This window comes from Edaphobacillus lindanitolerans (genome assembly GCF_900156305.1).
Classification (GTDB): Bacteria; Bacillota; Bacilli; order Bacillales_A; family Planococcaceae; genus Bhargavaea; species Bhargavaea lindanitolerans.
Genome location: NZ_FTPL01000001.1, coordinates 562,623 through 575,524, shown reverse-complemented (window position 1 = coordinate 575,524; position 12,902 = coordinate 562,623). Strand labels below are relative to the sequence as shown.

11 protein-coding genes are annotated in these 12,902 nt (G+C 57.4%); 8 read left to right on the top strand and 3 right to left on the bottom strand.

Annotation, left to right across the window (positions count from 1 at the left end):
• Positions 1 to 25 precede the first annotated feature (25 nt).
• Positions 26 to 880: an octanoyl-[GcvH]:protein N-octanoyltransferase gene (locus tag B0B07_RS02750; RefSeq protein ID WP_076756829.1), complete on the top strand. Its 855-nt coding sequence runs from the start codon at positions 26 to 28 to the stop codon at positions 878 to 880.
• A 107-nt stretch (positions 881 to 987) separates the two neighbouring features.
• On the opposite strand, the gene B0B07_RS02745 is transcribed toward B0B07_RS02750, so the two are convergent.
• Complete coding sequence (locus B0B07_RS02745; protein ID WP_076756828.1) at positions 988 to 1,620, bottom strand: RsfA family transcriptional regulator; 633 nt, start codon at positions 1,618 to 1,620, stop codon at positions 988 to 990.
• Positions 1,621 to 2,462: 842 nt separating this feature from the next.
• On the opposite strand from B0B07_RS02745, the gene B0B07_RS02740 reads away from it, so the two are divergent.
• The 3 genes from B0B07_RS02740 to B0B07_RS02730 all read left to right on the top strand — a co-directional run bounded on the left by B0B07_RS02740 (position 2,463) and on the right by B0B07_RS02730 (position 4,869).
• Entirely contained in the window at positions 2,463 to 3,776 is a 1,314-nt protein-coding gene (locus B0B07_RS02740; RefSeq protein ID WP_076756827.1) for an HD domain-containing protein, read from the top strand.
• A 2-nt stretch (positions 3,777 to 3,778) separates the two neighbouring features.
• Complete coding sequence (locus tag B0B07_RS02735) at positions 3,779 to 4,285, top strand: YwgA family protein (RefSeq protein WP_076756826.1); 507 nt, start codon at positions 3,779 to 3,781, stop codon at positions 4,283 to 4,285.
• A gap of 62 nt (positions 4,286 to 4,347) precedes the next feature.
• Complete coding sequence (locus B0B07_RS02730) at positions 4,348 to 4,869, top strand: YwhD family protein (RefSeq protein WP_076756825.1); 522 nt, start codon at positions 4,348 to 4,350, stop codon at positions 4,867 to 4,869.
• A gap of 356 nt (positions 4,870 to 5,225) precedes the next feature.
• Here B0B07_RS02730 and B0B07_RS02725 read toward each other — a convergent pair whose 3' ends face one another.
• Complete coding sequence (locus B0B07_RS02725; RefSeq protein ID WP_076757479.1) at positions 5,226 to 7,283, bottom strand: transglycosylase domain-containing protein; 2,058 nt, start codon at positions 7,281 to 7,283, stop codon at positions 5,226 to 5,228.
• Positions 7,284 to 7,587: 304 nt separating this feature from the next.
• Between B0B07_RS02725 and speE the strand changes: the two genes are divergently transcribed.
• Both speE and speB read left to right on the top strand, forming a co-directional pair.
• Entirely contained in the window at positions 7,588 to 8,430 is an 843-nt protein-coding gene (speE, locus tag B0B07_RS02720) for a spermidine synthase (protein WP_076756824.1), read from the top strand.
• Positions 8,427 to 9,299, top strand: coding sequence for an agmatinase (speB, locus tag B0B07_RS02715; RefSeq protein ID WP_076756823.1), 873 nt, complete (start codon positions 8,427 to 8,429; stop codon positions 9,297 to 9,299). Before speE ends, speB begins: the two co-directional genes overlap by 4 nt.
• Positions 9,300 to 9,329: 30 nt before the next feature.
• Here the strand turns inward: speB and B0B07_RS02710 are convergent, their stop codons facing one another.
• Positions 9,330 to 10,433, bottom strand: a complete 1,104-nt coding sequence (locus B0B07_RS02710) for a GGDEF domain-containing protein (RefSeq protein WP_076756822.1) — start codon at positions 10,431 to 10,433, stop codon at positions 9,330 to 9,332.
• A 283-nt stretch (positions 10,434 to 10,716) separates the two neighbouring features.
• On the opposite strand from B0B07_RS02710, the gene B0B07_RS02705 reads away from it, so the two are divergent.
• Positions 10,717 to 11,151, top strand: coding sequence for a YwiB family protein (locus tag B0B07_RS02705; protein WP_076756821.1), 435 nt, complete (start codon positions 10,717 to 10,719; stop codon positions 11,149 to 11,151).
• Positions 11,148 to 12,818 (top strand): arginine--tRNA ligase, encoded by a 1,671-nt coding sequence (gene argS, locus B0B07_RS02700; protein ID WP_076756820.1) that lies wholly within the window; start codon positions 11,148 to 11,150, stop codon positions 12,816 to 12,818. The genes B0B07_RS02705 and argS overlap by 4 nt, the downstream gene beginning before the upstream one ends.
• Positions 12,819 to 12,902 lie beyond the last annotated feature (84 nt).

The window sequence follows — 12,902 nt, the reverse complement described above, 5'->3', positions numbered from 1 at the left end:
GAAACAAAGATCAGGAGAATGAACCATGGACTTCACCACGGACTTGACGACCGACCTTCTGCACCCGTCTTCCTGGCGCTTCATCGACCAGTCGGCGAGCGGCATCGGACGGTCGGCGCTTGAATCATTTGCAATGGACGACACACTCTGCCATCTCGTCGGACAAGGGTTGAGCAGTCCGGCGGTCCGGACCTGGGTACACGGCCGGACCGTCGTTCTCGGCATCCAGGATCACCGGCTCCCGTTCATCGGGGACGCGGTCGCCCTTCTGGAGACGAACGGCTGGCGCCCGATTGTCCGGAACTCCGGCGGACTTGCGGTGGTCCTCGACGAGGGCGTGCTCAACATTACGATCACGCTGTCGGAGCGGGGACGGCCGATCGACATCCCGGCGGGCTACGAAGTGATGCTGGAGTTTGTCCGGCTCCTGCTGCCGGAGGCGGCGGACCGGATCGAAGCTTACGAAATCGTCGGTTCCTACTGCCCGGGATCATACGATCTGAGCATCGGCGGCAGGAAATTTGCCGGCATTTCCCAAAGGCGCCTCCGGGGAGGGATCGCCGTCCAGGTGTACCTTTGCGCAGAAGGCAGCGGCTCCGAGCGGGCCGAGCTGATCCGCGACGTTTACCGGACGGGCCTGAAGGGCGAGCAGACGAAATTCGACTATCCCACGATCCGTCCGGAAGTGATGGCCTCGCTCACCGAACTTCTCGGCAAGCCGGTCACCGTCTTTGAGTTGAATACCCGTGTCCAGCAGCTGCTCCATGCGCTGACAGGCAATGTGCAGCGGAATCTGTTTGAAGGGGAAGAACTCAGTCTGTACACGAAATATCTGACGCGCGTCGTCGAACGGAATGAAAAGTTGCTGGCCGGTGTGTGAAGATCTGCAGCCGAAGCGGCGGCAACCGAAACTTTTTTAAATGACGGCTGATTGATCATAGGAATCAATGAAACGCAAAAGCTGCCGAGGGATCGGCAGCTTTTATATTAGGAGTGCTGGTTGTCCTCGTCATTGACGAGGTTGCCGTTTGGTTCCATCCGGAAAACGGGAGCCTGGGCCTCATCACCATCAAGTGTCACAAGCTTGCGGGCGCGGTTCATGATGCGGACGAACTGATCGTAGTCTTCGCGGATCGACTGGTTTTCCTTTTCGAGCCGTTTGACTTCCTGTTCAAGTTCCTCGGCACGGCGCTCTGCCGCGGCGACGTTCCGCTGCCACTTCATCGTCTCGTGGCCCGCCGGGTTCGAGTGCTGCAGGCGCATGAGATAGGCGATGACGACGTCCAGTGACAAATTGGACAGCCGGAGCGGTGCACTGCTCACGCCTTCCCCTTCATTTCCGACAACATACAGCCCGGCATTGTTCCGCCGGAAATCCTTTCCTAGAGCACGCATCGTTTCCTTGCGCTCTTTCTTCGCCTCGGCAAGTTCCTTCTCGTATTCTTTGCGGACAACGGCATTCCATCGGAAACCGCATGCCGCCGCGGTCCGGTTCATTGCATCTCCCGCTTCCTCGAACGCATTCAGCTGCGTGCTGCCTTCGCGCACATGGCGCAGCACCGTTTCCGCGAGCAACTGGTCATTCTCTTCGAGCCAAGCATCCTGTCTGACTTTCACCATTGAGAATCCTCCTGCCATCTTCATAGTCTGTTTCCTTGCTTGCAGTCTGTACGGACGGCCTTTTTTTTATACGGTCTCTTTTATTTTTTCCAAAGACTTCTCGAATAGGGAATGCCGTACACCGGCCGGAGGATTCATAACTTGGCTATTTGAGGGGCAAGGGCGATGGCATCATGGGATGACCGATGAGAGCCGGATCGGGAAACGGGCGGTGTGGGAGCGGGAGATGAGAAAGCCGGTTTTACGATATTGAGAAATACGACCGGTTTACGATGCGGACCAAATTTGAAATATGGACGACCGATTTACAATATGGAACGCGAATTTGAGATATGGACGGCCGGTTTGCAATATGGGCGCGAATTTGAGATATGGACGGCCGGTTTGCAATATGGAGCGCGAATTTGAGATATGGACGGCCGGTTTGCAATATGGAGCGCGAATTTGAGATATGGACGGCCGGTTTGCAATACGGAGCGCGAATTTGAAAAATGGACGGCCGATTTGCAATATGGACAGCGTATTTGAAATAAGGACGGCCGATTTGCGATATGGACCGTGAATATGAGATAAGGGCGCCCTATATGCAATATGGCCCGGGACATTGAGGTGAAAACGTCCACTTTACGATAGAGACGGACGATCCAAACAGGTCGTTCAATCAGGACCGGTGGTGGTACTGGAGTCGGTAGATTTGGGGACGCACTTCTTCAGTCCGGATCCGTCCCGCATCATCACTTCACACGCCCGGTTCTCGGAAAATTGAAAGTCTGGCAGACGGATTCCCATGGGGTGCCGGAAGGGGTATACTGTAGGGACCGATCGTTTTGCGGGGGTGTGACATGCAATATGCCAATGAGAAACTGAAGGAAGAAAAAGTGTTCAAGGATCCGGTGCACCGCTACATCCATGTGCATGACCAGGTGATCTGGGACCTCATCGCCACAAAGGAGTTCCAGCGGCTGCGGCGGATCCATCAGCTCGGTACGACCTATCTCGTGTTTCACGGGGCGGAGCACAGCCGGTTCAATCATTCGCTGGGCGTCTATGAAATCGTCCGGCGGATCATCGACGACAGTTTCAGCGGGCGTCCCCAGTGGAACGATTCGGAGCGGCTCGTCACGCTTTGTGCGGCTTTGCTTCATGACCTCGGGCACGGCCCGTTTTCCCATGCGTTCGAGAAAGTGTTCGATCTCGACCATGAATATTACACACAGCAGATTCTGCTCGGCGACACCGAAGTGAACGCGGTGCTGAGACGGGTGGATGAAGGGTTCCCGAGAAAGGTCGCCGATGTGATCGGCAAGACTTATCCGGACAAGCTGGTCGTCAGCCTCATTTCAAGCCAGATTGACGCGGACCGGATGGATTATCTCCAGCGCGATGCGTATTTTACGGGCGTGAGCTACGGACATTTCGACATGGAGCGGATTCTCCGGGTCATGCGGCCGGCCGAGGACCAGGCGGTCATCAAGATGAGCGGGATGCATGCAGTCGAAGACTATATCATGAGCCGCTACCAGATGTACTGGCAGGTTTACTTCCATCCGGTTTCCCGGTCGGCGGAAGTGATTCTCGTGAAAATTTTGCAACGGGCGAAATTCCTGAGCGAAGAAGGGTATACGTTCAAACAGGACCCGGTGCACTTCCGCTCGTTTTTCGGGAAGTCGATCGATCTTCAGGAGTATCTCGATCTGGATGAATATATCCTGATGACGTACTTCCAGATGTGGGAGAAGGAAGACGACGAGATTCTTGCCGACCTGTGCGACCGGTTCATCAACCGGCGGCTGTTCCAGTACATTGACTTCAATCCCGCCCGGGAATACCGGAAACTCGGGGAGCTGGAGATGTTGTTCCGGAAGGCCGGGATCGACCCGGATTATTATCTTGTCGTCGACTCTTCCTCGGATCTGCCGTATGATTTCTACCGGCCGGGCGAAGAAGAGGAACGGCTGCCGATCCATCTGCTCATGCCGGACGGAGAACTGAGGGAACTGTCCCGTGAGTCCGACATCGTGGATGCGATCAGCGGCAAGCGGCGGACCGACCATAAATTGTATTTCCCGGAGAACCTGCTCCGGGAAGGCAGGAAAAAGAAAGTGTTCAGGCAGCAGATCCTGGACATTCTGGGTAGAACCGAAGGGAGAGAGTGAAAATGCTTCGGGAGCATGCGAAGATTGTGCAGTTCGTCTCGATGGCCAATGGTGTCACAGGACGGAAAAAACTGCAGAAGATGATCTATATCGCCAAGAAGATGGACTTCCCGTTCCAGGAAAAATATGAACTGCATATATACGGCCCTTATTCGGAAGAACTGACGCTCCGAGTTGAAGAGCTTTGTGAAATGGGCTTCCTCGATGAGGCGCAGGAAGACAAGGGCTCTTACATGCAATACAGCTACGAAGTGACGGAAGAGGGGAGCCGCTTCATCCGGGATACGGGAGATGCACCGTCCGGACTGGGAGACTGCATTGTCCGGATGAAGGAGAAGAGCTCGCGTTTTCTGGAGCTCGTGTCGACGCTGCTTTACTTTGACCATCTGCCGAAAGAAGAACAGATCGCCAATTTACATATCGTCAAGAACAAGCTTAATTTTTCGGAAGCCGAGATCGAGGATGCCTTCAGCTTCATGGAAGAGCTGTCCGGCTGCATCCGTCAGTAGAGCGCCCGCCTTTTACGGGCCGGGCGGAATGGATATAATGGCAGGGGAGGGGGTGCTTGACGATGGCGAATGAAGACAAGCCGAAGCAGAAAATGGGTTTTACGATTCTGAGGGATGATCCGATCAGCGGCCATAAAGGGTTCGGCAGGAGTTCCCTGTCCCTTGAGAACGTGTCGCCGGTCATCATCGATGTCGAAGAGGGCACCGCCCAGGTCGAAATGGGTGCGATGCATGCCCGGAGCCTGACCGAACGGGGGATCAAGTTCACCGTCAACCGGGAGGATTCCGAAGGCGGCAAGCCGTACTGGCTCGTCTGGGTCACGATCGACTACAAGGAAGACGGTCCGTACTACGCGGGGGTCACGGCGGCCGAAATGGTCATCAACCGCGAGAAGCGCCGCGGATACAAAGTCCTCGCGGATCATGTGAACCTGCTCGACAAATCGCTGAAGCGGAGAATCATTGTTGACGGGATGGACGACAAGTCCAAGGGCATTCTGGCAGACTTCCTGATGAGCCACAACGAGGAGTTGTGGAGAAACAGCGAGCCCGAACTCCGGGAAGGCCTGAACGCGGAGGGTTGACCGGTCCCTCCCGACAAATATGAACGATCTTTGACAGTTGCCCCGAACGTGCGGCAGACGGTTGAACCGGGCCGCAAAAGGGAGTAAACTGACGATAACGCTTGCTGAATACAAGCTAGGACAGCCTGCCGCGCGTAGCGGCGCAGCAGGCAAACCCCGACCCGCCACGGAGAGATCCGAAGGCGGGTCGGGGTTTTTTCGGCCATTGAGAGACGGAGCGCTTCTCATGGCATACACAGCTCCTTCTCACAGGCAGCCGCTATTTCCAAACATAGGAACCGGCGTTCTAAACGGACAGGATCGTCATCTGAACGCGCGGCGCATTCAGATCGTCCCGTTATTCATTCGCCCGGTATTCATTCAAAGAACGAAAACGGGAACAGCCGGACGGGGGCCCCGTCTTTCGTATCGGAGGAGCGGTCCAGGCGGAGGGCGGGATCGGTACAGAGTTTTTTTGGCACGTCGCGCTCTTTCATATAGACGAGGCGCTGCTTGCCGCAGCCATCGACGGCAAGGCCGCCCGTCTCGACGTCGACGATGACGCCGGTCACGCCCTCCGGTTTCCTGAACGCTTCCGGCGTTGTGCCGGCGTGGACGTCCTCCATGAAATCGATCCACATTTTTTTGGCTGCCATCTTGTCACTGTTCTCGGAGAGCTGGCGGCCTTCATCGAAACCGGCCCAAATGCCGGCAGTGAGCACCGGAGAAAAGCCGATGAGATACTGGTCGCTCAGCGTCGTCCCGGATTTTGCCGCATACGGACGGGTCTGACGCGGTCGCAGCGACAAGCCGGTCGCGGGCGCATAGTCACTGAACACCGGATCGAACATCCCGGTCATCATCTCAGTGAGGATATAGGCATCTTCCTGATCCATCACCCGCTTGTCCGTTTCCTCCTTCTGCCGGTAGACTTCCTCGCCCGAGGCATCGGTGATCGACACGATCGTCGTCGGTTCAACCCGTATCCCGCCGGCAGCGATCCGGTTGTAGGCACCGGTCATTTCATAGAGCGTCACTTCCGCCGTGCCGAGTGCGGTCGCCGGAGCATCGGTGAAATTCCCGCTGATCCCTAGCCGGGCCGCCATGTCCTTGAACGGCTTATAGCCGATCTCCTCAAGCGTCTTCACCGCATAGATGTTGTCCGAAATGGCCAGTGCCTGGGCGAGGGATATCGGACGCCCGGCAAATTTCCCGTTCACATTCTGCGGTTCGTATGTCTGCCGCCCGTCGTCGTATGTGAACACGGTCGGTTCGCTTTTCAGGAATGTCAGCGGATTGAATCCTTCCTCGAGGGCCGCCGCGTACAATACGGGCTTCATTGCGGATCCGGACTGCCGTTCGGCCTGGGTCACGCGATTGTAGGGGCTGAGCGAGTAATCCCTCCCGCCGATCATCGAGGTCACCCGGCCCGTTGACGGCTCGACCGAGACGAATCCGAACTGCAGGTCGTTATCAGGTAGCCAACGGGCCGCGGCGGCTTCCGCCACTTTCTGATGCTGGGGGTCGAGGGTCGTTTTGATCGTCCAGCCGCCTTCGTTGATGCTCCGGCCTTCCGATTTCAGGATCTTCTCCGCTTCGCGCCACACTTCATCCAGGAAGTAAGGCGCCGCTTTTTCCGCTCCGTCCCACTCGCTGTTTTTGAGTGAGATCCGCTCGGCCACTGCGTGGTCGGCCTGGTCCCGCGTCACGTACCCCTGACGGACCATTGCGTCGAGGATGATCTTCTGCCGCTTTTTCGCTGCATCCGGGTGATCGACGGGAGAATATACCGACGGGCCTTTCGGAACTGCCGCGAGCAGCGTGGCCTCGGACAGCGTCAGTTCATCCGCATCCTTGCCGAAATAAAACCGGCTCGCCGCCTCGGCCCCGTACATCCCGTGTCCAAAATAAACTGTGTTCAAATAGCCCTCGAGGATGGTGTCCTTGTCATAGAATGTCTCGATCCGGCGTGCATAGACCGCTTCGTTGATTTTCCTCGACCATGATTTTTGATGTGTGAGGAAGAGGTTCCGGGCATATTGCTGGGTGATCGTGCTCGCGCCTTCCACTTTTCTGAACGCCTTAACGTCCTTCAGAACCGCAGCGGCAATCCTGGAATAGTCGAACCCATTGTGCTTCCGGAAGTCCTTATCCTCAACTGCCACGAACGCATCCTGCAGAAAAGGGGAAATTTCATTCAGAGAAGCGGGATATCTCCGCTCGCCCGAATGCCGGTCGCCGATCGGGTTCCCGTTCCGGTCGAGGAACACCGACGCCGACGGCACGTCGAGTCCCGGCGGTCCCGCAGCACGGATATAGATCAGAAACGCACCGTACATGATTCCGGCCGCAACGGCCAGACTCACCGTCAGCAGCAATCCCCGCCTGAACATGGACCGCCGTCTGCGCTTCCTCCTCATCTGCGACCGTCTCATTTTCCCGCCGCCTTTCCTCCGCATTTTTCCCGAGTATGCGCAGTCCGCCGGCTTTTCAACCGCATGGATCGCCGCGGATTGATTGTTTTGGCACACGGAGGGCCGTTCCCATCCCCTTTCAATTCAAATTTCCGGTGCGAATATGCGCTGCTTGTCCCTTGCCGTCGGCGGCCCGGCGTCTGTCAGCACCATGCAAAAAATGGTTGCAACCTTACACTCAGGCCTTATAATGAAGCTTAGTTTCCACGGAACCCGCCTGAAAGCGGGGGAGCCGGGACGTGAAGCATAAGGAGGGTACATCATCATGGCAGGTCTTTGGTATACAGAAAAACAAACGGAACATTTCGGGATCACGATGAAAATCAAGAAAACACATCACGTGGAGCAGACGGATTTTCAGCTGCTGGAGATGGCAGAGACGGAAGAGTGGGGGAATATGCTGTTTCTCGACGGCATGGTCATGACGTCGGAGCGGGACGAATTCGTCTACCATGAAATGGTCGCGCACGTGCCCCTCTTCACGCATCCGGACCCAAGGAAAGTGCTCGTCGTCGGCGGCGGCGACGGCGGCGTCATCCGTGAAGTGCTGAAGCACCCGCAGGTTGAGCAGGCGGTACTCGTCGACATCGACGGCAAAGTCATCGAATACTCGAAAAAGTATCTTCCGTCGATCGCCGGCAAGCTGGAAGATCCGCGTGTAGACGTCCGGGTCGGAGACGGCTTCATGCACATCGCCGAATCCGAGAATGAGTACGACGTCATCATGGTCGACTCGACAGAGCCTGTCGGGCCGGCGGTCAACCTGTTCACAAAAGGCTTCTATGCAGGTATTTCCAAAGCGCTCAAAGAAGACGGTCTGTTTGTCGCACAGTCGGACAATCCGTGGTTCAAAGCGGACCTCATCCGCCAGGTTCAGCAGGATGTGCGGGAAATCTTCCCGGTCACCCGGCTTTACACGGCGAATATCCCGACCTATCCGAGCGGTCTGTGGTGCTTCACGCTCGGCTCGAAAAAATACGATCCGCTTGCAGTGGAAGAATCCCGCTTCCATGACATCGAAACGAAGTATTACACAGAAGAGCTGCACAAGGCCGCTTTCGTCCTTCCGAAGTTCGTCCGTGATCTCGCAGAAGGAGAAGGGGAATGAGATTCGAAGAAGCCTACTCCGGCAACGTGTTCATCAAAAGCGGATCCGACTACGATGAAGCGGACGCCGTCATCTACGGAATGCCGATGGACTGGACGGTGAGCTGGCGTCCGGGCTCCCGTTTCGGCCCGGGACGGATCCGCGAAGCGTCGATCGGCCTGGAAGAGTACAGCCCCTACCTTGACCGGGAACTGGATGACATCCGCTACTTTGATGCCGGCGACATCCCGCTGCCGTTCGGAAATGCACAGCGTTCGCTCGATCTGATCGGCGGGTTTGTCCGCCGGATTCTGTCAGACGGCAAGATTCCGGCAGGCATGGGCGGGGAGCATCTCGTCTCCCTGCCGGTCATGCAGGAAGTCGCGGCGGACAACCCGGATCTCGCCGTCATCCATATTGACGCCCATACCGATCTCCGGACGGATTATGAAGGGGAGCCGCTGTCCCACTCGACGCCGATCCGGAAGATCGCAGAACAGATCGGTCCGCGCAATGTGTACTCGTTCGGCATCCGCTCCGGCATGAAGGAAGAATTCGAATGGGCGCGGGAGAACGGCATGCATCTTTCGAAATTCGATGTTCTGGAGCCTCTAAGGGAAGTCCTGCCCGCACTTGCGGGACGCCCGGTCTATGTGACGATTGATATCGACGTGCTGGATCCGGCCCATGCGCCCGGTACGGGAACCGTCGACTGCGGCGGCATCACTTCCCGGGAACTGCTCGCATCGATCCATGAGATCGCCCGGTCGGATGTCCGGGTTGCCGGCTTTGACCTCGTCGAGGTGGCGCCGGTGTTCGATCCGTCCGAACAGACGGTCAACACGGCCAGCAAACTGTTCAGGGAGATGCTGCTCGGTTTTGTGAAATAAGAAAAACGTGATGCCCGGTTGATCCGGGCATCACGTTTTCAATATGGGTCCCTGTCGGGGGGGCCAGACCACCGTGCAGTTCCGTCCGCTCTGCTTTGCTGCATACAATGCCCCGTCTGCGCGGCTGTATAGCTGTTTGGAATCGGCCGCCTGTCCGGGGAACGAACAGACGCCGAGCGAGATGGTGATCGGGATCGACTGGCCGCCGGTCACGATGAATGGATTGCCGGCCATTGCCAGCCGGAGCCTGTCCGCAGCGTCTGCAGCTTCTTCACCGTCAATTCCCGGAAGCAGGACGGAGAATTCCTCTCCGCCGTTCCGGGATATCACTGCGCTTCCGGGCAGCACCGCCCTCCGGGTCCGTCGGGCAAGTTCGGCGAGCACCTCGTCGCCCGCCGGATGGCCATATGTATCGTTCACTTTCTTGAACCGGTCGATATCGAAAAGGATCAACGAGACGGGACGATGTCCGTTTTGCAGGGCCGTCTCCAGGATTTCACCGAATGCGCGGCTGTTGTTCAATCCGGTGAGAAAATCGGTCCTGGACAGTTTTTCAATGCCGGCGAGCTTCCTGAAGTGACTGTTCAGCTCCCTCAGGATGGTCACTACAGTGAAATAAGACAAATACGAATAAGCCAGAAACATGGCCGTGTTCAGGAATTGGTCGGAACCGGGCGGCAGGAGTGCAACGAGCACAATGGCCGTCTCGAGCACAGCGAAATGGAAAAACAGCCGTGCGTTCCGGAACGAAGACCCTTTCCAGGCGAAAAACCCGGCGGCCGTGAGCCCGGTCAGAAAGGCATTCAACCCTGCGATGAGGCCCGGTCCTGCGAACCCGGCGTATGCAATGCGGACACTGCCGATGATGAGCGCCGATATGATTGGTGCCGCGGGCCCGCCAAAGATTCCGGATATGACGATGACGGGGACCCGGGCATCCACGACCACTCCGCCATCCAGGCGGACGGAAGCAGCCAGCAGAAAAACCCCCGTCACGCCGCCCAGCAGACCGATCAGGGCCGGATGGAGCCGCGGATACGGAATCCGGAATCGGCCCCGGTCCTGGAACGGCCAATAGCTGATGACGGAAAATGTGAACAGAATACAGAAGTTGACGGCAAGCTGATAAAGCAATGTGGTCTCCTCCAGGTTCAGGATCCGATAAGAACGGGATATTTTAAAATGGGGGCCGGCGGGACTGTCTTCAACAACCGCCTATTTTCTGATAAATAAAGAGGGGACCCGGAAACCGCTGCGCAAACTTACATGGTCACTCCGCGGGCAGAAACCCGGCCCAAGATTTTCTTGATTATACCATCTTTTCAACGGCGGACACGCCCCTTTCCGGCATCCGTTGAAAACGTGCGGCCGGACGGGCTATAATAAGGGAATGATTTTATGGACGGGAGGCAGGACAATGACCAATCCGGCGGAAGGGAAAGCCGCTGCCATCCGGCTCATTTCGACGGTCACGCAGCCCGGTGAGCCCCCGGCAAAGCACATCGTGAATACAGATGGCCATCTCATCGAACGGGGCGGCAGTCTGTGGCTCCGATTTGAAGAGGAGATGGACGGCCGGCAAGTCCGCACAACCGTCCGCATGCGGGAAGAGGACGCGCTGATCATGCGGAGCGGGGATGTGTCGATGCGCCTGCCGCTTGTCCCCGGCGAAGACCGCCCCGGTACATACGGAGTCGGGGAGTTCAGCCTCCCGCTTGACGTCCGGACCCGGTCGATGCAGTTCGAACCGGGCAGGGAAGGCAGGTTTGCCGCAGTCTATGAGCTCGTTTCAAACGGGCAGACGGTCGGCACCTATGAGATTGAATTCACTTATTCGGAGGGAAAAAGATGAACATCGTGGAACAGGTCCAGCAACAGCTGAAAGAAGCAATCGGTGCGGCCGTGGCAAAATCCGCATTTGCAGACGCCGGCGAACTGCCGGAAGTCATGATCGAGACACCGAAAAATAAGGAAAACGGCGACTATGCCACGAATATTGCGATGCAGCTGACGAAAATCGCCAAAAAGCCTCCGCGTGCCATTGCGGATGACATCGTGGGCAATCTCGATACGGACAGCACGCCGATCCGCTCAGTCGACATCGCCGGCCCCGGCTTCATCAATATCACGCTGAAGCCGGATTACCTCGGGGACGTCGTCAAGGACATCCTGGGCAAGGGTGAGGACTTCGGCCGCAGCGATGCGGGCCAAGGAGAGAAAGTCCAGGTCGAGTTCGTCTCCGCGAACCCGACGGGGGACCTGCACCTCGGCCATGCCCGCGGCGCCTCGCTTGGCGATTCGCTCTGCAATGTAATGGACTTCGCCGGCTTCGACGTATCCCGCGAGTACTATATCAACGATGCGGGCAATCAAATTAATAATCTGGCGAAATCCATCGAGGCCCGCTATTTCCAGGCACTGGGCCGCGAAGCCGAGATGCCGGAAGACGGATATCACGGACAGGACGTCATCGACATCGCCGACGCACTGGCAAAAGAGCACGGGGACAAATTCGTCTCCATGCCGGAAGAAGAGCGCTTCGAGTGGTTCCGCAAGCACGGCCTCGGCGTCGAGCTTGATAAGCTGAAGCAGGACCTTGCCGCATTCCGAGTGAATTTCGACAACTGGTTTTCCGAGACGACGCTTTACGAAGACGGAAAGATCGACACGGCGCTGGACAAGCTGCGCCAAAACGGGCATGTTTACGAGGAAGACGGCGCAACTTGGTTCCGCTCGACCGATTTTGGTGACGACAAGGACCGCGTGCTCATCAAGCAGGACGGCTCATATACGTATCTTCTGCCGGATATCGCCTACCACGAAGACAAGCTGCAGCGCGGCTTCGACAAGCTGATCAACATCTGGGGAGCCGACCACCACGGCTACATCCCGCGCATGAAGGCGGCCATCGAGGCGCTCGGGTATGACAGGGAAACGCTTGAAGTGCTCGTCTCCCAGATGGTTCAGCTGTACAAGGACGGCGAGAAGTTCAAAATGAGCAAACGGACCGGCAAGGCGGTGACGCTGCGTGAACTCGTCGACATGGTCGGCCTCGACGCAACCCGCTATTTCTTCGTGATGCGCTCCGGGGATTCCCAGATGGACTTCGACCTGGACCTCGCCGTTTCGCAGTCGAATGAAAACCCGGTGTACTATGCCCAGTATGCACACGCGCGCATCTGCTCGATCCTGCGCCAGGCGGACGACGCCGGACTGTTCGCCTCCGAGGACCATGTGGCCCTGCTGCTGGAGTCAGAGAAGGCGCTCGACCTCATGCGCAAACTGGGCGACTTCCCGCAAATCGTGGCGGATGCTGCGAAGCTCCGTGCACCCCACAGGGTCGCAACGTACATCCATGAGCTGGCGGCCTCGTTCCACACGTTCTACAGCACAGATAAAGTCGTCGATCCGGACAACCGTGAACTGTCCGAAGCCCGGCTCGCCCTCGTCACGGCCACCCGCACCGTGATCGCGAACGCCCTGCGCCTCATCGGCGTCGCGGCACCGGACCGGATGTAACCACAAGTCGCAGACCAAATAAAGGAAGGCCGGCCCGTGCGGCCGGTTTTCGTTTGCCCCGAGAATCGCCCGAGCGGAGCAGAA

Excerpts from the sequence above, each read along its gene's own strand:
- B0B07_RS02725 (WP_076757479.1), bottom strand. The coding sequence starts at position 7,283 with ATGAGACGGTCGCAGATGAGGAGGAAGCGCAGACGGCGGTCCATGTTC.
- argS (WP_076756820.1), top strand. The coding sequence starts at position 11,148 with ATGAACATCGTGGAACAGGTCCAGCAACAGCTGAAAGAAGCAATCGGT.
- B0B07_RS02740 (WP_076756827.1), top strand. The coding sequence starts at position 2,463 with ATGCAATATGCCAATGAGAAACTGAAGGAAGAAAAAGTGTTCAAGGAT.
- speB (WP_076756823.1), top strand. The coding sequence starts at position 8,427 with ATGAGATTCGAAGAAGCCTACTCCGGCAACGTGTTCATCAAAAGCGGA.
- B0B07_RS02735 (WP_076756826.1), top strand. The coding sequence starts at position 3,779 with ATGCTTCGGGAGCATGCGAAGATTGTGCAGTTCGTCTCGATGGCCAAT.
- B0B07_RS02750 (WP_076756829.1), top strand. The coding sequence starts at position 26 with ATGGACTTCACCACGGACTTGACGACCGACCTTCTGCACCCGTCTTCC.
- speE (WP_076756824.1), top strand. The coding sequence starts at position 7,588 with ATGGCAGGTCTTTGGTATACAGAAAAACAAACGGAACATTTCGGGATC.
- B0B07_RS02745 (WP_076756828.1), bottom strand. The coding sequence starts at position 1,620 with ATGGTGAAAGTCAGACAGGATGCTTGGCTCGAAGAGAATGACCAGTTG.
- B0B07_RS02705 (WP_076756821.1), top strand. The coding sequence starts at position 10,717 with ATGACCAATCCGGCGGAAGGGAAAGCCGCTGCCATCCGGCTCATTTCG.
- B0B07_RS02730 (WP_076756825.1), top strand. The coding sequence starts at position 4,348 with ATGGCGAATGAAGACAAGCCGAAGCAGAAAATGGGTTTTACGATTCTG.